Below are 18,662 nucleotides of genomic sequence, written 5' to 3'. Positions count from 1 at the left end.
ACAGAATATCGTTAAACACTTGTTACATCTGAAATTTTACTTTTTAGGCTGAATTTTTAATACTAGTCATACACAAGTAGCCAAAGCCAAAATCTCCCAGTTTTGGTTTAGCAAACAAGAGGTATGACATGAGTATAAGCCAAGTAGCAGTTCAACAAAATACGAAAGTTACAGATAATAAAATGAGCCAAAACGGTTATATCGTCAATGAGCAGGGTAAAGAAGTTCAAATTACAGCTGCCATGATTCATTCAGTTTGTCATCAACTATTAAATCAATGTCGTGCAATTAAGAATTAATTTCGTGCAATAGAAAATAAAGGGACCTCTAAAAGGTCCCTTATTTTATTTATTATTCACTCTTTTGAAGCTGCGGTTAACTCACCGCTTTTAACTTTTTTGGTGGAATATCTTGACCTACAATTTCTTCAAAGTGCTGAATTTCATCTTCCAGGTGCGTGAGCAAGTTTTGCATTTTCGGTAAGGCATTACGACAACCAGTTAACCCCACTTCCAGTTTATCTAGATAGCTGGTCATGGTAATATTCAGTGCCTGTCCATCCAGTACAATTGAAGCTGGATAGAGTGCATCCAGTTTTGCACCATTCCAGTATAGCGGTTCGCGTGGCCCTGGCACGTTAGAAATCACAATATTGAACGCTTGGCGTTTTGGCATCATTCCCGAGACAATATTTAAACCTGCTGCACCGTAAACTAATGCGCTATAGTTTAAAATTTGATTTGAATTCATGCGTTTGAACCGCTGCTTGGCATTTAACACACTACGGCGAATAATTTGCAGGCGTTCTAAAGGCGTATCTTTATGTGTGCCCAGATTAGCCAAAATCATGGTAATACGGTTTGAAACTTCAGAATCATCATCACGAATTGAAGCAGGAACCATAGCAATCAGCGGTTTTTTCGGCAATGCGTGATGACTGATCAAATACTCACGCAGTGCGCCAGAACAGATGGCCAAGACTACATCATTGATGGTGACACCCAGTGCTTTTGCGATTTTGCTTAAGCGGCCCAATTCAAAGGATTGTGCGGCAAAACGGCGTGATGAACTGACTCGCTGATTTAAAATGCTGCTGGGTGCCTGGAAGCTGGAAACATAGTCAGGATTGCGCCCCATATCTTTGCAGATGGTTTGCGATAGTTCATACATGACTTTAGGGGTCGCTTCAAATTGTGATTTTACAGCCCCCATGACTTTCTTTATACGACTTGCTTTCGGTTCTTTTAATCGTTTAGCACGAGGACCTTCGACACACCAGAGTGGCACAATACTCTTGGCTTCTGGATCATAGGATAGTGATTTTTCTACTAAACGCATACCGGCAATACCATCAACCATAGCATGGTGAATTTTAAAGTACATGGCAAAGCGGTTGCCTTCAATGCCTTCAATAATGTTGCAGGTCCAGAGTGGTTTGGCACGATCAAGCAGTGCGCTATGTTCTTGTGAAATATAAGTCAGTAATTCACGGATTCGACCCGGGTGCGGTAGTGCAATGTGGCGGAAATGATGGTCTAGATCAAATTCTTGGTCTTCATCCCAAAATAGGCCATTGAGTTTATTATTAAAAGGCGCAACAGGAAGACATTTGGATTTACGAATATCAGCAACGAGGTCTTGAATAAATGTATCAGGTGCATTGTCAGGAATTTGAAACAGGAACAGCCCACCGACGTGCATCGGTTGCTGACGCTTTTCAAGCGACAGAAAAATAAAATCAATTGGGTGTAATGGACGCATAGCGTTGAATGCCTCACTGCAATTTTGTGCCTGTTCTTATATGAACAGGCTTGTTAGAATTATATAAAAGAGTGTTTTTAGTATATCTTTTTTCAAAAAGAAATGAACTGCTTTATGTGTAATGATAAGTTAAAAAAATCACTGAATAACAGTGATTTTTTTAAATATTATTTTAAATTTCCTGCGTGTAACCCGCATTCTTTATGGGTCGCTTCTTCCCACCACCAGCGGCCTTCACGTTCATGCTGATTTGGCAATACAGGACGAGTGCAGGGCTCACAACCAATCGAAATAAAGCCACGCTCATGCAACGGATTATAAGGGATTTCCATCATGCGGATATAGTTCCACACGTCGGAACTTGACCAGTTTGCCAAAGGATTATATTTGATCAGCTGTTTTCCTGGACCTGAAAAACCGGCATCTGCTTGCACCACTGGAATTTCATTACGAGTCCCCGGACTTTGATCTTTACGTTGACCGGTAATCCAGCCATCCAGTGTAGCCAGCTTTTTGCGTAAGGGTTGAACTTTACGGATACCGCAACATTCCTGATGGCCATCCTGATAGAAGCTGAAAAAACCTTTTTCAGTCACCAGTTTTTGCATCACTTCTGTTTCAGGGAAACAAATTTCGATCTCAATATTATAATGTTTACGGACCTGATCGATAAATTGATAGGTTTTTGCATGTAAACGACCGGTATCGAGACTAAAGACACGAAAAGGTTTGCCCAAATGAGAAGCCATATCAATTAAAACCACATCTTCAGCACCTGAAAATGAAATGGCAATTTCACCTTCTTGACTTAAAGCAAGTTCCAGAATCTCGCTGGGAGATTTATCGGCATATTCAGATGCAAGTGCATCAACAAGGTCAATGGTAGGGATTTTAGTCATGACAGTTCCTGGCGTATAGGCTTGGACACTTAAAAACCTATATTAGTTTAATTCACAATGATTTTAATGGAATTGAAATAATCCGCTTAGCACTAAAAAATAAATGCTTATGAATAAAATAGATTTAAAAAACAGCCCCTGAAATCTCTATTTTTAAGCTATCATAACGCAAAATTTTTTACTGACATTGGGAGAGCCCATGGAAATCGTATGTCTTGATCTTGAAGGGGTGTTGGTTCCGGAAATTTGGATTAACTTTGCCAAGAAAACTGGAATTAAAGCGTTGGAAGCCACTACACGTGATATTCCAGACTACGATGTGTTAATGACGCAGCGCCTGAATATCTTAAAAGAGCATGGTTTAGGCTTAAATGATATTCAGGAAGTAATTGCAGAGATGGGACCTTTCCCAGGTGCAAAAGAATTTGTGAAATGGGTGAGTACACATTTTCAATTGATTATTCTTTCCGATACGTTCTATGAGTTTGCTCATCCTTTAATGAAGCAACTCGATTGGCCAACCATTTTCTGTCACAAGTTAGAAACTGATGAAAATGGCATGATCACAGCTTATAAACTTCGTCAGCCTGATCAAAAACGCCAAGCTGTTAAAGCCCTGCATGGTTTGAACTTCCGTGTGATTGCAGCAGGCGATTCTTATAACGATACTACGATGTTGGGCGAAGCAGACCACGGGTTCCTGTTTGATGCACCGGAAAATGTCATTGCTGAATTCCCTCAGTTCCCGCCTATTCACGGTTATGATGCATTAAAAGAAGCGATTCGTAATGCTTCAGTGCGTAATATTCCAGCATAAATCCTTATATTTATATAAGTAAAAAAAGGCGTACCCGATGGGTACGCCTTTTTTAAACATATAAAATATGTTTAGAATTTATAACCTACATTCAAACCATAAGCGATAGCATGGTTATCCGCAAATTGTCCTGCTTGGGTATGAGCTCCAGTCACAGCATCAGCATCACCTAACCAGAAATATTTCACACCTGCTCCGATAAAGTAATTTTCAGCAGGGGAGAAGCGCACACCTGTTCCCACATTCCAGTAGCCTTCGGTTGGACCAAGGGTGGTGACTGGATTACCTGCACCTGAATCCCAGCCTACAGAGACATTGGCACCCCAACGTTCATTCAGTTTACGGCCTAGGCCTACTGTTGCAGAAATTTGATCGTCTTTATAGTCAATTAGATTAAAGCCATTCGGTTTTCCCGGTACCAGACCTGCTTGTCCAAGCATTTGAGAGAGTTTTCCAAAATTGTAGGGTTGAACTTTAAAATTAGACCAATCCACCCAACGCAGATTTGCAAAGGCAACAGTGTCCGCCATAATGCCGCTCTGTAAATCAACATTGACAGATTGTGGCGTGGTTAATTCAGTTTGTCCTGAAGATGCATTCAAGGCAGTCATTGCATTATCTAATAGGGTATTGCCTGTCATGCCTGCAGCATTAAAGCGTTCATAAGCATTGATCTTGTGCTTGATTTCTGAACGATAGGTGACGGAAGCTTTGAGTGCAATTTCCGGAATTTGATATGCAACACCTGCTAACCAGCCTGCCGATTCATCTTCACCCGTTCTAAAATCGTAGCCATTGAAAGCACTATAGGTAGTACCACGAAGTAGTACTGTACCATCCACAGTTTGATATACGGCACCTGCATATAAGTTCCAATTCTGAGTCGGTTGGTAGCCTAATATGAGATTTAAGTTTTGTGTGTCTACTTCGACAGAGGTGCCACCTTTAAAAGGAACAGGACGATTTTCTACAAAATTATTATTTCCAGAGTATTCTGCATCCGCACCATAAGGTTGATCATAAATTAAACCTACAGAAAAGTGTTCATTCGCTTGAACTTTCAAAGCAGCATGTGGGAAATAGTAGTCACCAGCCATATCTGTAGCCGTATTTCCAGACTTATCTTTACCTGAAACTTCAGGGTCTAAAATAGAAATGCCTGCTTCAAAATAATTTCCGGGTTGTAAGAATGCGGCTATAGATTGACCTGAGCGATCTAAGCCAGCGGCCAATACTGAAGCAGATGGAAGTAAGCTAATTAAAACTGCTGAATATATTTTGTTGAGCTTCATGGTTCTTTCCCTGATGCCATTTTGTAACTAAAAGTGCTGGAAAAGTAACATAAATAAAAAAAGAGTAAATACTCTGCTAGAGTTTAATAATTGACTTGTAAGCACACAAATGATGCTTGATAGAGTAATAATTCTATTTTTGTTAAATTATCTTTATGATTTTTAAATAAAAAGAAAATTATAAAGAATGGAGTAAATTTCAAAATAAAAAATTAACTGTTTGATTGAAAATACAGCTATTAATTTATAAGTGTATATTAAATGCTAATCAAAGACTGAAAAAAAAGACCATTGCGAACAATGGTCTTTTATTGTTTGGTTAAATAAGATTAGAAGCGGTAACCAATTTTAAGACCATAAGCCCATGCATCATTATCTTCGAATTCTGCAATTGCTTTATTTGTTCCGAACATAGATGCGGGTTGGGCCGCAGCATCGCCTAGCATGAAGTATTTCACACCACCAGCGATGAAGTAGTTAGGAGCAGGTGAAAATTGAATACCTAGACCCACATTCCAGTAACCTTCTGTTGGGCCAAGGGTAGATACAGGGTTGCCTGCACCGGTATCATAACCTACTGAAACATTACCAGCCCATTGTTCACTCAGTTTACGACCAACACCAACGGTTGCTGAGATTTGATCATCTGTATAAGCGACTAAGTCAAAGCCATTAGGATTATCAGGGGTTTGACCAACAGCACCTAAAGTTTGCGCAATTTGACCAAATTTCTCTGGACGAATAGAAAAATCTTTCCAGTTTACCCAACGTAAATTAGCAAATGCTACGGTATCTGCCATGATGCCAGTTTGGAAATCCAAGTTTACAGACTGTGGAGTTGTGATTTTAGTGGTTGTATTAACATCATATAAAGCAGCGGCAGGATTTTGAGCAACAAGCGCCAGAATATTACTTTGACCATATTCACGAGTAGCCGCTTCATGATCGATTTCTGAGCGATATGTTAAAGAAGCTTTTAATGCGATCTCTGGAATCTGGTAGGCGAAACCTGCTAACCAACCCACTGCAGAATCTTCTTTCATTGATGCATTATATTTGCCTAAAGCATTTGCAGAACCATAGGCTGCACCACGAAGTTGTACGTCACCTTCTACAGTTTGATAAACGGCACCACCATAAATATTGATATTTTCAATTGGTTGGAAACCCAAGATCAAAGATAAATTTTGTGTAGTCACTTCTACTTCTGTACTTTCGCCATTAAGATGGAATAAGCCAGTACCTGCAGCAACTAACGGATCTGAACTTGAGTAAGTAGCATCTGCTCCAAATGGATGGTCATATAAGATGCCTACAGAGAATTTTTCAGTTGGCTGGAACTTCAGTGCTGCTGTAGGAAAATAATAATCATCTCCCATATCAGATAATGAGCCCCCTCCAGAAGTTGCTTTCGCTTTACCTTCAACGGTTGGATCTAAAACAGAAATACCCGCTTCGAAATAGTTACCCGGTTGTAGGAAGGCTGAAATAGATTGACCTGAGCGATCTAGTGCAGCTGCAAATGCACCCGTCATTGGTACTGTTGCAAGAATCATTGCGGTACTAAGAGTTTTTAATTTCATTTTGTGTCTTTCCTTGAGGTACAAATTTTATTACGGCTGATTTGTGTTTTTGAATGCGCTAAATTTATTTTCCTAATATCAGTTATATAACCAGATATCATTTGTTACTCCATGTGACAAAAATAGCACAATAAAAAAAAGAGTAAATGCTCTATAAAAAACTCTGGAGTTTAAAAAATGAACGTATTAGAGTTTTTAGTCTAAATTTATACTAATAGTTTATTTTAAATAATTGAAAAATAATTAATTAAACTAAATTGATAATTATTTTATGTGAATATTTGTTTGATTAAAAAATGACCATTTATCATAAAAAGTATCGTATTTTTATGTGATAGAGTTCTCTCTTCAAACGTAATAATTGAAATTTAAAAAACAGCAGGTCAGGAAATTTAATTTTTTAAATATTTTTTATTATTAATTGCTATTTGGGAATTTTAAAACACTCGTATCATTACCTGACTAAGGGAAAGTTTAAATATAGGCAGGTAGGGAAGCGAGATCTGGCAGGCTGAATAGGGCTTTAGATTATTTTTATTAAACATTCTAGGGTGAAAAGTATTGTGCGCCCTGCGGGACTCGAACCCACGTCGGTCGCTTAGGAGGCAACTGCTCTATCCAGTTAAGCTAAGGGCGCAATGCGCAGCTAATGTAGCGCAAATACAGGTAAAAAAAAAGTTATTGTCGAAACAATAACTTTTTAAAATGATTTAAACGAATTTTATGTTTAAGATTTCTTCGTCTTTAGGCTTTTAAATAGGCCAAACATCAGCACTATCCAGACGGGAATCATCAATACGGATTCTTTAAAACCTTGGGTCCACATAATATAAAGTACTGTCGCAATAAAGATCAGTACCACATAATTGCTGACAGGAGCCCAGAGTGCCGGGAACTTGGTTTGAATCGCAGCGTTTTTGACAGCCTGTTTGAATTTCAAATGTGTCAAACTAATCATGGCCCAGTTTAGCACCAAGGCACCTACGACCACATACATCAAGTGGCCCAAAGCGTCTTCTGGGACAAAGTAGTTTAAAAGCACACAACCGAAAATGAGCAGGGCTGAGAATAAAACAGCAGGAACAGGCACACCTTGTTTATTTACTTTCATGAACGCTTTCGGTGCATTGCCTTGCTGTGCCAGACCATACAGCATACGGCTATTGGCATACATACCACTGTTATAAACAGACAGTGCCGCAGTCAAGATAATGAAATTGAGTAGATGTGCTGCCCAGCCAATTCCGAGTTGACTGAAAATCATTACAAATGGACTTTTATCCATACCACCCAGTTCCAGCTGGTTCCAAGGCACTAAGGATAAAAGAATCGTGAGTGAGCCAATATAGAAAATCAGAATACGGAACACGACCTGGTTAATGGCCTTAGGAATGGTCTTTTCCGGGTCTTTGGCTTCTGCAGCCGCCATACCAATCAGTTCAATACCGCCAAAGGCGAACATGAGGAAAGCCAGCATATAGAACAGGCCTTCAAAACCATTCGGGAAGAAACCGCCATGTGACCAAAGATTGCTAAATGAAGAGGTTGATCCTGCATCTGCAGTCAGTAATAAATACAGGCCGAAAACAATCATGGAAATCACGGCAGTCACTTTAACAATGGAAAGCCAGAATTCGGATTCGCCATAAAACTTGACATTGCCGAGATTGACCAGAGTAATGACAATGAAAAATAACAGTACCGAAGCCCATGCAGGAATATGCGGCCACCAGTAATTAATATATTTGGCGACTGCAGTAAGCTCTGTCATGGCAACCAGAACGTACAAAATCCAGTAATTCCAGCCCGCCAGGAAGCCTGGGAATTTGCCCCAATATTTATTGGCAAAGTGGCTAAATGATCCTGCTACAGGCTCATGAACAATCATTTCGCCCAGTTGGCGCATGATTAAAAAGGCGATTAAACCACCAATGGCATAACCCAAAATGATGGAAGGACCAGCAGATTGGATGACCTGTGCGGAACCTAAGAATAAGCCTGTCCCAATTGCACCGCCCATGGCGATCAGTTGGATATGACGGTTCTTTAAGCCACGCTGAAGTTTGGAAGACTCGTTGTTCAAAGTATTCAGCCCGACAATGTGTAAGGAAAGGATTGAAATGGATTGTAATAGATTGAAATGTATAAGCCTAGTACGGGCTCTAGAGAGGGATTGTTAAAAAATAATCATATAAAAAATATTTTATATATTCCTATTTTGAATCAATAAATTAATTTTATTTTTTAATACATAAAATAAAATGAGGTAAATGATGAAAAAAAGTTTGATATTCGTTTTTTATACTTAAGTCAAGAAAGCATCTATTTCATAAAAAAATCGCTATGATACTTTTTAGCATTTTGCTGACGGCGATGTACAACAATGATAAATGAAAGGATAAAAGAGAAATGAGTTTTGCTCCACAAATCAAGATTCCAGCAACTTATATGCGTGGCGGTACCAGTAAAGGGGTGTTCTTTAAACTGGATGACTTGCCACAAGCTGCACAGCAGGCTGGAAAAGTGCGTGATCAGTTATTGCTGCGAGTGATTGGAAGCCCTGATCCATATGGCAAGCAGATTGATGGCATGGGTGGAGCAACTTCAAGTACCAGTAAAACCGTGATTTTGGCCAAAAGTGTCCAGCCAGATCATGATGTCGATTATTTATTTGGACAGGTTTCGATTGATCAGCCTTTTGTGGACTGGAGTGGTAACTGCGGAAACTTAACGGCTGCAGTCGGCTCATTTGCCATTTCCAATGGCTTGGTCAGTGCAGAACGTATTCCGGAAAATGGCATTTGTACAGTCCGTATCTGGCAAGCCAATATCCAAAAAACCATTATTGCCCATGTGCCGATCACCAATGGACAGGTGCAGGAAACTGGTAATTTTGAGCTGGATGGGGTGACTTTCCCGGCAGCTGAAGTTGCCATTGAATTTCTGGACCCGGCTGATGATGGTGAAGAGGGCGGAGCCATGTTCCCGACGGGGAATGTCGTAGATACTCTTGAAGTACCGGAAATCGGAACTTTTCAGGCAACCTTTATTAATGCCGGTATTCCGACCATTTTTTTAAATGCAGAAGATATTGGTTATGAAGGTACTGAATTACAGGATGCCATCAATAGCGATGCTCAGGCACTGGCACGTTTTGAAACTATCCGCGCTTATGGCGCAAAACAGATGGGTCTGATTCAGGATATTTCCGAAGCGGAAAAGCGCCAGCATACCCCGAAAATTGCCTTTGTATCGAAACCTAAAGCCTATACATCTTCAAGCGGTAAAGATATTCAAACCACTGATGTCGATTTGCTGGTTCGTGCCTTGTCGATGGGTAAACTGCATCATGCCATGATGGGAACGGCTGCAGTGGCGATCGGTACGGCTGCTGCGATTCCTGGAACTTTGGTTAATCTGGCAGCAGGTGGCGGAGTACGTGAAGCAGTACGCTTTGGACATCCATCAGGTACCTTAAGAGTCGGCGCACAAGCTGTGCAGGAAAATGGACAATGGGTGGTCAAAAAAGCTGTCATGAGCCGCAGTGCGCGGGTACTGATGGAAGGCTGGGTCCGAATTCCGGAAGATAGCTTGAAATAGCAAACAAGATAGAGAATCTTGCGAGAAAGCAGTATCATGCTGCTTGTCATTGATCAATAAGTTAGCCTGATTAAAGCTTAAACGATGATGACGGTTCAATTCTCATGTAGATGAGGAATCGCAAGTTCTCTGTCGAAGGTGACAAGAGCGTTGTATATTAGATCGGGGTCATTTTTAATTTTCCCGATCTATTCCCAAAGCAAAGTATTCGAGGCGAATGTGTCATCTTTAACTGACGTGCAAGCAAATGCATTAACTCAAGCACAGCAACGTATTCAACAAGATTTATTAACGGCATTAGACGCATTTTCCATTCCGGAGCCGCTTAAAGGGGCTGTGTATCATGCGGTCATGCTGGGTGGAAAACGGGTACGTCCTGCACTTTGTTATGCCACCGCTGCTTTAAAACCGAATGCAAATTTTGCTGCCGTACGCCGTGCTGCAGTCGCCATTGAAATGATTCACTGTTATTCACTGGCCCATGATGATTTACCCTGTATGGATAATGATTCCTTGCGTCGTGGTCAACCGACCTGTCATGTTGCTTTTGGGGAAGATACGGCATTACTGGCGGGTGATATTTTGCAGTCGATGGCCTTTGAAATCTTGGGCAGTCGCCTGTTTGATCAGGGTCCGGCAGTTGCTCCGACCATTGTTTTAAAACAGATGCAAATTCTGGCGACTGCCAGCTCGAAAATGGTCTGCGGTCAGGTGCTGGATTTACAGGCTGAAGGCAAGCAAGTGGATCAGGATGCATTGGAAAATATTCACCGCAATAAAACTGGTGCCCTGATTTCTGCAGCCGTGATGATGGCAGCCGTGACCGTATTTGAAGGTACAGATCCTGCCATTCCTAAACTGCGTGAATATGCGCAAGCGATTGGACTGGCCTTTCAGGTGCAGGATGACATTCTGGATATTATTTCCGATACGGCAGTACTGGGGAAAACTGCGGGTAAGGATGAGCAAGTGGATAAATCGACTTATCCTGCACTCATGGGCCTGGAAAAAGCTCAAGCCTATGCCAAAGAGCTGCATGATCAGGCCTTTAATGCTTTGGAGATGTTTTCTGAAAATGCAGCTGAACTGAACCAGATTTCAGAATTTTTATTGGCGCGTAAAAGTTAATTTGATTCAAATACAGCAGCCAAGACTAAAAAAAGAGGATCATAAATCCTCTTTTTTTTATAGGCTTAGACTGTAAAAATTATTTAGATGCTTTATACAGGCGGTCACCTTCATCGAAACGGGTGGTGACTTCAGCAGAAGGGGCTGTACCCAGCAGACTGACTACGACAATGGCAATGATTGAAGCAATGAAGCCGGGAATAATTTCATAAACACCGGTATTGCCCAACAGATTTTTCCATAGAATGACCACCACAGCTCCGACCAGCATACCTGCAAGTGCGCCATTTAAAGTCATACGACGCCAGAACAAAGATAGAATAATCAGTGGACCAAAGGCTGCACCAAAACCTGCCCAGGCATAAGCCACCAAACCTAAAACCTTGGATTCAGGGTTTCCAGCCATCCAGATGGCAAGCAGGGCAATCAGTAACACCATCAGACGTCCCACCCAAACCAGTTCTTTTTGTGTGGCATTTTTACGCAAGAAGGATTTGTAAAAGTCTTCGGTCAAGGTACTTGAGCAGACCAGTAACTGACAACTCAGGGTACTCATCACCGCGGCTAAAATGGCAGCCAGTACAATACCTGCAATCCATGGATTAAACAGAATCTTGGTCAGTTCCATAAATACAGTTTCAGGATTGGCCGTCACAGCACCAGCCAGTTCCGGATGCTGCTGGAAGTAGGCAATCCCAAAGAAGCCTGCTGCCACCGCACCACCTAGACATAACGTCATCCAGGTCATACCGATACGGCGTGCATTGGGAATGGATTTCACCGAATCTGCTGCCATAAAACGCACCAGAATATGTGGTTGACCAAAGTAGCCTAAGCCCCAGGCAAGTAAGGACATAATCGCTACAAAGCTTAGATCACCCATGATATCCATCGCTTGCGGACGTGCAGCTTCAAGTGCCAGGGTCATTTGAGACAGGTCCGAGAAGCTCAGAATGGTCACAATAGGGGTGAGTAACAGAGCAAAAATCATCAATGACGCTTGAATGGTGTCGGTCCAGCTGACCGCGAGGAAGCCACCGATAAATACATAACTGATGGTGGCAATGGCACTGATCCATAGTGCCGTGCTATAGGACAGGTCAAACATGTTTTCAAACAGGCGAGCACCAGCCACCATGCCGGAAGCACAATAAATGGCAAAGAAAATCAGAATAATGAAAGCTGATGCCACACGTAAAATTTTCTTCTGGTCATTAAAGCGGTTGGAGAAATAGTCCGGCAGGGTCAGGGCATTGTGCTGTACTTCGGTGTGTACACGTAAACGTCCGGCCACCAGCAGCCAGTTGAGCCAGGCACCAATAATCAGGCCAATTGCAATCCACATTTCAGATAAACCTGAAAGATAAATTGCACCCGGCAAGCCCATCAGCAGCCATCCACTCATATCTGAAGCACCGGCAGAGAGCGCCGTCACGAAACTACCTAAACGACGACCCCCCAAAATGTAATCAGAAAAATTGGCTGTCGCGCGATAAGCCAGAAGGCCAATCGCGATCATGGCGACAATATAAAAAAGAAAGGTAATTAAGGTCGGATTCAGGGAGTTCATACGGTATCCAGTTACACGGTGGACAGTAGATCGAAACACAGGCTTTTAAAGAACAAGCACAAATCATTTCAAAAAAATAACGCGAAATTTAACCATAGATTAAAAAAAAATGCTGAGTTTTTCTTGGCTGAAATAAAAATAGACAGCTTTTGCTGTCTATTTTTTAATATAAAAGAGTAGCTTACTGATTGCGTCCCATTACGCCACGGATGGTATTCAGGATGTCTGCAGGTAACACCACCGTTTTGGCATTATTGGATTTCGACATGTCCTGCATGGCTTTGACATATTGTTCACCAAGCAAATAAGCCACCGGAATTTCTTTATCTCCTACGGCTGAACTCACCATTTCAATGGCACGTTGCGAAGACTCAGCCAACACCACTTGCGCTTCTGCATCACGGCGTGAGGCTTCCAGACGACCATCGGCTTCCAAAATTGCTGCCTGTTTTTCACCATCTGCCTTGGTCACGGTAGCGCGACGCTGACGCTCGGCAGCCGCTTGTGCTTCCATGGCCGCCTGCATAGTGGCTGAAGGTTGGATATCCTGAATTTCCACAGTTTTCAGGGTAATGCCCCAATCGGAAATATCATCGGAAATGGCTGCTTTCAGTTTGGCTTTAATGTGATCACGTGACGATAGCGCATCATCCAGATCCATTTCACCGACAATTGAACGCAGTGAAGTTTGCACCAGGTTCTGAATGGCCCAAGTATAGTTTTCAATGCCGTAAACCGCTTTTTCTGGGGTAGTGATATTAATGTACGCCACTGCATTCATCAGCAGCACCGCATTGTCACGGGTAATTACTTCCTGTGAAGGAATATCCAGCACGATATCTTTGGTGGTCACTTTATATGCTACTTCATCAATATACGGAATGACAAAACTGAGTCCCGGTCCCAAAGTCGTATGGTATTTACCCAGACGTTGCACAATCCATTTATAACCCTGCGGGACAATGCGTACCCCTTTAAAAATGGTCACGCCGGCAAAAACCAGCAGTGCTAAAACAATAATTGTTCCACCAGACATGTTATTTCCTCACTTATATATTTTCGTTATTGGGATGGTGTGGTTTAACCACCAGATCATTGCCGAGAATATCGACCACCCGAACCCGATCACCCACTTCTACCGGAGACAGAGTCCGACAGTTCCACTCATCTGACCCCAAAACCGGCATGGGAAAACGCACCGTGATCAGGTCATGCTGCATATGAGTCTGAATGACCATGCCCACCTGACCAATAGTCGCTTCACGAGATAATCCGGCTTTGGTTTTATCAATAGAAAGCGGTTTGATAAATTTGAACCACAACAAGGTGCATAGCACAGACAGGATAATCCAGGTGACAATCTGAGTGGTTAAGCCCATCATCGGAAACATCCAGAATAAAACACCGACCATGATGGCTGCGATGCCAAACCATAGTGCAGCAAAAGCGGGGATTACCAATTCAGAAAGCATCAGTAATACCCCGAGTACAAACCAATGCCAAGGTTCGAATGCAAATTCCATACATCTACTCGTGTATTGTCAAAATAAAGAGAGACCATGAGGCCTCCATATCAATTTAGCAGATGAATAAGTCTTTGAATATTAAAAAAGCATATTTTTTAGATTCTGGATTTTGGCGCGGGTTTAAAGGCTGTGGGTGATTTTTTAAAGTCGCTGATCGCCTTTTTAATGGCGATGATTTTCAGCTGGGTCGCTTTTTCACCTTCTAGAATGGATGCATTGCTGGCTTTTAAATCCAGCGTGCCTAAATGTCCCACTTTAGGCTGAATGATCACATTGGCCTGATTCAGTTCTTCATGAATGCTTTGTTGACCCATAATATTGATGGTCTGGTCCAGCAGGCCCCACATATTCATCGGTTGATTGCCACTCGGTCGTGCAGAAATGTCGACGGCAATAACAATATCGGCCCCCATCGCTTTCGCTGTTTTCACCGGAATCGGGCTGACCAGCCCTCCATCGACATACTGTTTCCCACCGATGGTAGCGGGAACAAAGACATTGGGGATACTGCAGGAAGCACGCACGGCCTGACCAGCATTGCCTTTAATAAATTCAGCTTTAGTGCCGGTGTCCAGACGGGTCGCAACCGCTGCAAAGCGAATCGGGAATTGTTCAATCGGTTTGTTGGCAATATGTTGGTTCACATAATTCTGCAATTTTTGGCCTTGTACAACACCTTGACTGTTCAGGGTTAAATCACGGATATCCGATTCTTTTAAAGTCAGGGCAATTTGCTGCAGTTGATAAGGTGTTTTGCCACTGGCATAAATACTGCCGACAAAACTTCCGGCACTGGTCCCGGTGACGATTTTCGGTTTAATGCCATGCGATTCTAAAACTTTCAGCACCCCAATATGGGCAAATCCTTTAGCTCCACCACCACCGAGCGCAATGGCAATGACAGGTTCACGTGCCTTGATGGTTGTGGTTTGCTGTGGTTTTTTGGTGGTTTTGTCACAGCCAATCAGTCCAAGCCCTAGTAGAGCAATGAAAGAATATTGCACAAGCTTCATGGTTGAATTTGTATACCAATGAGATGAAAATTTGCGCACATGACAGCAGATAATTGCTATTTTGACTAGCTGTTTTTTATACGATTTTGTAACGGTTTGGCTAACCAGTCCGGATTTTTGGCTGAAAATTTGCCGGTATAGTGATCCAAAATCTGTTCTACATCCTGCGCGTAATTTCCCGTTGGCTGAAACACTCCCAGGCAGTGTATCGCCTTGTTTTTATAATCCAGTGAAAACATCACAATCGGGATATGGGCACCCACGGCAATGCGGTAAAAACCACTTCTAAACGATTCAGCCTGTTTGCGTGTTCCTTCCGGTGCCATACCGACCCAGATCTGCTGTTGCGTATTAATGAAGTCGATAATTTGCTGAGTGGTACCTTGTTGGATACTGCGATTGACCGGAATCACCCCAATCCATTCAAGTATGGGTTTCAGCGGTGTGTTAAATAAGGTGTGTTTGCCAAAAACCGTGATCTTGATGCCCAGTCCAAGCAGTGCTGCAAAACCGTGCCAGGCATCGATATTCGAGGTGTGTGGAGAAATAATGGCGACCGCTTTCGGCAGGTTGGGAAAATCACCCTCAAAACTCCAGCCTTGGGCAAGAAATAATTTTTTGAAAATATTTCGGCTTAAGTGACCACTACGGGCAGGCACTTGATCGGGCAAGGTCGGAAAGTGTTGAGTCATGGTGTTTGATTGCACTCCCGGGTAAATTTATCGGCTTTTAAACATGTTAAGCTTTTGTAAAATAAGATTCATTGGCAAAATATCAACTGTCATTCAGCTTGCCTGATCAAAATAGTCAATCCGGTTTTGACCCTAAGGGCCCACTATGCCGAGTACACCTCACATTTATATTCTGCTGTTTTCTTTATATTGGGCACAAGGTTTACCGGTCGGTTTTATGACCCATGCCTTACCGGTGATTTTACGTGCCCAAGGGGTGTCACTGGCACATATTGGCGGTTTTGGCTTATTAATGTTGCCCTGGTCAATCAAAATTTTCTGGGCACCGTGGGTTGACCGTTTTGGCCATGCAGCATCTGGACATTACCGTAGCTGGATTATTCCGACCCAGTTGTTGAGTGTGGTTGTACTGATTGGCTTATCTTTTCTGCCGATTCAGGCTTTAAACCAGCCTGAATACTTGCTGGCTTTTTTTGTGGCTTTACTGAGCATGAATCTGGTCGGTGCAACCCAGGATATTGCCACCGATGGTCTGGCAGTCAATATGCTGCACAGTCAGCAGCAACATTGGGGTAATACCTTTCAGGTCATTGGCTCACGACTAGGCTTTATTGTCGGTGGAGGGGCTATTTTATGGGCACTGGACTGGCTGCATTGGCAAAGCACATTTTTAATCTTGGCGGGACTGGTGCTGTTGAATACTTTACCGATTTTATGGCTGAAAGAACCGCAACGATTAAAGCATATGCCGTCCAGTACCGAAGCAGGAACATTTCGCTGGCAAAAAATAAAAGATTATCTGGCTTATTTTTATCGAGAGCAAAATCTTGCTGCATGGTTAGCGGTGCTCATCACCTTTAAAATTGCCGATGGTTTAGCCGGGCCTTTGCTGAAACCCTTAATGGTCGATATAGGACTGACATTTTCCCAAATTGGCATTTATGTGACCATGCTTGGCGCTGTGGCTGCACTCATCGGTGCAGGGCTTGCAGGGTTCAGCCTGAAGTATGTGTCCCGTGAGCATGCTTTACTCGGTTTTTCTATTCTGAAAATTTTCACTCTGGCTGCCTATGCATGGTTAGCCATTCAATATGAGGCACAACGCTCTATTGATGTCAGGATCATTTATCTGATCAATGCCGCTGAAGACATGATTTCTGCCATGCTGTTGGTGGTGATGCTGACTCTGGTCATGCAATACAGCCGCAAACATTTAGCAGGAACAGATTTCACTTTCCAGGTGGCGTTGATGGCAACCGTGAGCGGAGGACTGTATAGCCTAAGCGGGATTTTAGGCGATCTCCTGGGTTATGCGAGTTATTTAAGCTTGATCACCGTGTTGGCATTGCTCTGTATTTTCCCGATTCTGAGATGGAAAAACAGTTTGCTCTAAACCCTAAAAGCTTTTTAATTCAATTCAATATACATTTAAAATCTAAGGATTAAATAAGATAACTAAATAAAAATTAAATCATTTTTTTAAATATTTCTGAATTGTAACATCTGTTACAGAATAACTTAGGGGTATTTATAGATGAAAACCAAATTAGCAGCAGCGATTGCATTAAGCCTACTGGCAGCACCAACTTTTGCAGCACTAACTCTTTATGGGGAAATTGATGCAAGTATCGATTACTTGCCAGAAGACAATGCCAATACTTCGGATAAAGATGTAGTAGAAGTCAGTTCTAATAGCTCTTTCATTGGTTTAAAGGGTGAAGAAAAACTGAACGATCGTCTAAACGCAGTTTATGCAATTGAATGGGGTCTCAGCGCAGATGGTGATAGTACAGACTGGACTACGCGTAACCGTTTTGTCGGTTTAAAAGATGCTCAGCTCGGTACTTTAAAAGTGGGTGCACATGACACGCCATTGAAGCAACTCTCAAGTCCAGTTGATAGCTTTAACAACTACGTTGCTAACAAAGCAGATGTAAACGGTATTTTCACTAGTGAAGCCCGTATATCGAATGCAGTCATTTATGAATCTCCGGCAATTAAATTGCCTACAGGTGCCATTAAAGTGAATGCGTTGTTGGCCTCTGGTGAAGATTCAGGCATTGCAAAAGGTAATGGCTCTTCTAAAACTGCGGGGCGTGGTTTAGGCGACGCATGGTCTGCATCTGTAGTCTATGACAGCCCGGTGGTTGTGGCTGGTATTGCGTATGATAAAGCCATTCCATCGTCTTTCTTAGGTTCTGGCTTTTCAAATGCTAGCTCTCCAGAGGTTTTACCAGCAGTTGATAAAGATGGAAAATTAACATCATTATTTGCAGCTGCAAATACAATTCGAGCCATTGGCCGTGTAAACCTAGATAGGGGTTTGGCATTAAAAGCACTTTATCAAACTTCAGAAGTTGAAACTGCAAAAGGTAATGCTACTGGTTCAGAATTTATTGATGATGCTCAAGGCTGGTTAGTGGGTGCAGAATATAATTTCCTAACAGCCAAGGCCTGGACTGTAAAAGCACAATATAGCCAAAACACAACTACATTTACTAATAATGCTCCTGACTATGAAGCAAAACAAATCTTTGCTGGTGCAGATTATGCATTTAATAAACAGGTGAAAGCGTATGGTTATGCCGGTTATCTGACTCTTGAACAAGGTTCGAATGAAACTAAACAACCTGTAGTCGGTACAGGATTAGAATATAAGTTCTAATCTGTCCATTGTTTTTTCTAAAAGGCGATGTTTTACATCGCCTTTTTTATTACTGTTTCTTATATTAAGTGAATTTTAAGTTTGGTATTCTACATTAAGACAACAGTAGAAAGATT

16 protein-coding genes and 1 tRNA gene are annotated in these 18,662 nt (G+C 42.1%); 6 read left to right on the top strand and 11 right to left on the bottom strand.

The window, feature by feature from the left end:
* Positions 1 to 128: 128 nt before the first annotated feature.
* Complete coding sequence (locus ABJ384_RS11260) at positions 129 to 299, top strand: PA1571 family protein (protein WP_086196905.1); 171 nt, start codon at positions 129 to 131, stop codon at positions 297 to 299.
* 76 nt (positions 300 to 375) lie between these two features.
* Here ABJ384_RS11260 and ABJ384_RS11255 read toward each other — a convergent pair whose 3' ends face one another.
* On the bottom strand, positions 376 to 1,761 hold the full coding sequence (locus tag ABJ384_RS11255) for a wax ester/triacylglycerol synthase family O-acyltransferase (RefSeq protein WP_349927385.1): 1,386 nt from the start codon (positions 1,759 to 1,761) through the stop codon (positions 376 to 378).
* 167 nt (positions 1,762 to 1,928) lie between these two features.
* A complete protein-coding gene (locus tag ABJ384_RS11250; RefSeq protein WP_349927382.1) occupies positions 1,929 to 2,660 on the bottom strand; it encodes a phosphoadenylyl-sulfate reductase in 732 nt (243 codons plus the stop codon).
* 199 nt (positions 2,661 to 2,859) lie between these two features.
* Here ABJ384_RS11250 and thrH point away from each other — a divergent pair, with 199 nt between their 5' ends.
* Positions 2,860 to 3,477, top strand: a complete 618-nt coding sequence (gene thrH / locus ABJ384_RS11245; protein WP_086196902.1) for a bifunctional phosphoserine phosphatase/homoserine phosphotransferase ThrH — start codon at positions 2,860 to 2,862, stop codon at positions 3,475 to 3,477.
* A gap of 71 nt (positions 3,478 to 3,548) precedes the next feature.
* Here the strand turns inward: thrH and ABJ384_RS11240 are convergent, their stop codons facing one another.
* The 4 genes from ABJ384_RS11240 to ABJ384_RS11225 form a co-directional block, all read right to left on the bottom strand.
* Entirely contained in the window at positions 3,549 to 4,769 is a 1,221-nt protein-coding gene (locus tag ABJ384_RS11240) for an outer membrane protein transport protein (RefSeq protein ID WP_349927380.1), read from the bottom strand.
* 329 nt (positions 4,770 to 5,098) lie between these two features.
* Entirely contained in the window at positions 5,099 to 6,352 is a 1,254-nt protein-coding gene (locus tag ABJ384_RS11235; RefSeq protein WP_349927378.1) for a transporter, read from the bottom strand.
* 564 nt (positions 6,353 to 6,916) lie between these two features.
* A tRNA-Arg gene (locus ABJ384_RS11230) sits at positions 6,917 to 6,989 on the bottom strand.
* 90 nt (positions 6,990 to 7,079) lie between these two features.
* On the bottom strand, positions 7,080 to 8,435 hold the full coding sequence (locus tag ABJ384_RS11225) for an amino acid permease (protein ID WP_349927376.1): 1,356 nt from the start codon (positions 8,433 to 8,435) through the stop codon (positions 7,080 to 7,082).
* Between the two features lie 326 nt (positions 8,436 to 8,761).
* On the opposite strand from ABJ384_RS11225, the gene prpF reads away from it, so the two are divergent.
* A complete protein-coding gene (prpF, locus tag ABJ384_RS11220; RefSeq protein WP_166171231.1) occupies positions 8,762 to 9,952 on the top strand; it encodes a 2-methylaconitate cis-trans isomerase PrpF in 1,191 nt (396 codons plus the stop codon).
* A 219-nt stretch (positions 9,953 to 10,171) separates the two neighbouring features.
* Complete coding sequence (locus ABJ384_RS11215; RefSeq protein ID WP_349927374.1) at positions 10,172 to 11,080, top strand: farnesyl diphosphate synthase; 909 nt, start codon at positions 10,172 to 10,174, stop codon at positions 11,078 to 11,080.
* Positions 11,081 to 11,159: 79 nt separating this feature from the next.
* Here the strand turns inward: ABJ384_RS11215 and putP are convergent, their stop codons facing one another.
* The 5 genes from putP to ABJ384_RS11190 all read right to left on the bottom strand — a co-directional run bounded on the left by putP (position 11,160) and on the right by ABJ384_RS11190 (position 15,881).
* On the bottom strand, positions 11,160 to 12,650 hold the full coding sequence (gene putP / locus ABJ384_RS11210; protein ID WP_349927372.1) for a sodium/proline symporter PutP: 1,491 nt from the start codon (positions 12,648 to 12,650) through the stop codon (positions 11,160 to 11,162).
* Between the two features lie 181 nt (positions 12,651 to 12,831).
* On the bottom strand, positions 12,832 to 13,686 hold the full coding sequence (locus ABJ384_RS11205; RefSeq protein WP_166170479.1) for an SPFH domain-containing protein: 855 nt from the start codon (positions 13,684 to 13,686) through the stop codon (positions 12,832 to 12,834).
* Positions 13,687 to 13,699: 13 nt separating this feature from the next.
* Positions 13,700 to 14,173 carry an NfeD family protein gene (locus ABJ384_RS11200; protein WP_086196894.1) on the bottom strand — a complete coding sequence of 158 codons (474 nt, stop codon included), beginning with the start codon at positions 14,171 to 14,173 and terminating at the stop codon, positions 13,700 to 13,702.
* A gap of 98 nt (positions 14,174 to 14,271) precedes the next feature.
* Positions 14,272 to 15,189 carry a patatin-like phospholipase family protein gene (locus ABJ384_RS11195; protein ID WP_349927369.1) on the bottom strand — a complete coding sequence of 306 codons (918 nt, stop codon included), beginning with the start codon at positions 15,187 to 15,189 and terminating at the stop codon, positions 14,272 to 14,274.
* A 65-nt stretch (positions 15,190 to 15,254) separates the two neighbouring features.
* On the bottom strand, positions 15,255 to 15,881 hold the full coding sequence (locus ABJ384_RS11190) for a 1-acyl-sn-glycerol-3-phosphate acyltransferase (RefSeq protein ID WP_166170473.1): 627 nt from the start codon (positions 15,879 to 15,881) through the stop codon (positions 15,255 to 15,257).
* A gap of 145 nt (positions 15,882 to 16,026) precedes the next feature.
* On the opposite strand from ABJ384_RS11190, the gene ABJ384_RS11185 reads away from it, so the two are divergent.
* Together ABJ384_RS11185 and ABJ384_RS11180 are read left to right on the top strand one after the other, a co-directional pair.
* On the top strand, positions 16,027 to 17,274 hold the full coding sequence (locus ABJ384_RS11185) for an MFS transporter (RefSeq protein WP_349927367.1): 1,248 nt from the start codon (positions 16,027 to 16,029) through the stop codon (positions 17,272 to 17,274).
* Between the two features lie 141 nt (positions 17,275 to 17,415).
* Complete coding sequence (locus ABJ384_RS11180; RefSeq protein WP_349927365.1) at positions 17,416 to 18,546, top strand: porin; 1,131 nt, start codon at positions 17,416 to 17,418, stop codon at positions 18,544 to 18,546.
* Positions 18,547 to 18,662 lie beyond the last annotated feature (116 nt).

It is taken from the genome of Acinetobacter sp. A1-4-2, from assembly GCF_040233925.1.
Classification (GTDB): domain Bacteria; phylum Pseudomonadota; class Gammaproteobacteria; order Pseudomonadales; family Moraxellaceae; genus Acinetobacter.
The sequence above is the reverse complement of the archived record's forward strand: the minus strand, read 5'-3'. Positions and strand labels throughout refer to the sequence as shown.

What these genes read in the sequence shown, in the direction of transcription:
- ABJ384_RS11260 (WP_086196905.1), top strand. Translation starts at nt 129, where the DNA reads ATGAGTATAAGCCAAGTAGCAGTTCAACAAAATACGAAAGTTACAGAT.
- ABJ384_RS11255 (WP_349927385.1), bottom strand. Translation starts at nt 1,761, where the DNA reads ATGCGTCCATTACACCCAATTGATTTTATTTTTCTGTCGCTTGAAAAG.
- ABJ384_RS11250 (WP_349927382.1), bottom strand. Translation starts at nt 2,660, where the DNA reads ATGACTAAAATCCCTACCATTGACCTTGTTGATGCACTTGCATCTGAA.
- thrH (WP_086196902.1), top strand. Translation starts at nt 2,860, where the DNA reads ATGGAAATCGTATGTCTTGATCTTGAAGGGGTGTTGGTTCCGGAAATT.
- ABJ384_RS11240 (WP_349927380.1), bottom strand. Translation starts at nt 4,769, where the DNA reads ATGAAGCTCAACAAAATATATTCAGCAGTTTTAATTAGCTTACTTCCA.
- ABJ384_RS11235 (WP_349927378.1), bottom strand. Translation starts at nt 6,352, where the DNA reads ATGAAATTAAAAACTCTTAGTACCGCAATGATTCTTGCAACAGTACCA.
- prpF (WP_166171231.1), top strand. Translation starts at nt 8,762, where the DNA reads ATGAGTTTTGCTCCACAAATCAAGATTCCAGCAACTTATATGCGTGGC.
- putP (WP_349927372.1), bottom strand. Translation starts at nt 12,650, where the DNA reads ATGAACTCCCTGAATCCGACCTTAATTACCTTTCTTTTTTATATTGTC.
- ABJ384_RS11205 (WP_166170479.1), bottom strand. Translation starts at nt 13,686, where the DNA reads ATGTCTGGTGGAACAATTATTGTTTTAGCACTGCTGGTTTTTGCCGGC.
- ABJ384_RS11200 (WP_086196894.1), bottom strand. Translation starts at nt 14,173, where the DNA reads ATGGAATTTGCATTCGAACCTTGGCATTGGTTTGTACTCGGGGTATTA.
- ABJ384_RS11195 (WP_349927369.1), bottom strand. Translation starts at nt 15,189, where the DNA reads ATGAAGCTTGTGCAATATTCTTTCATTGCTCTACTAGGGCTTGGACTG.
- ABJ384_RS11190 (WP_166170473.1), bottom strand. Translation starts at nt 15,881, where the DNA reads ATGACTCAACACTTTCCGACCTTGCCCGATCAAGTGCCTGCCCGTAGT.
- ABJ384_RS11185 (WP_349927367.1), top strand. Translation starts at nt 16,027, where the DNA reads ATGCCGAGTACACCTCACATTTATATTCTGCTGTTTTCTTTATATTGG.
- ABJ384_RS11180 (WP_349927365.1), top strand. Translation starts at nt 17,416, where the DNA reads ATGAAAACCAAATTAGCAGCAGCGATTGCATTAAGCCTACTGGCAGCA.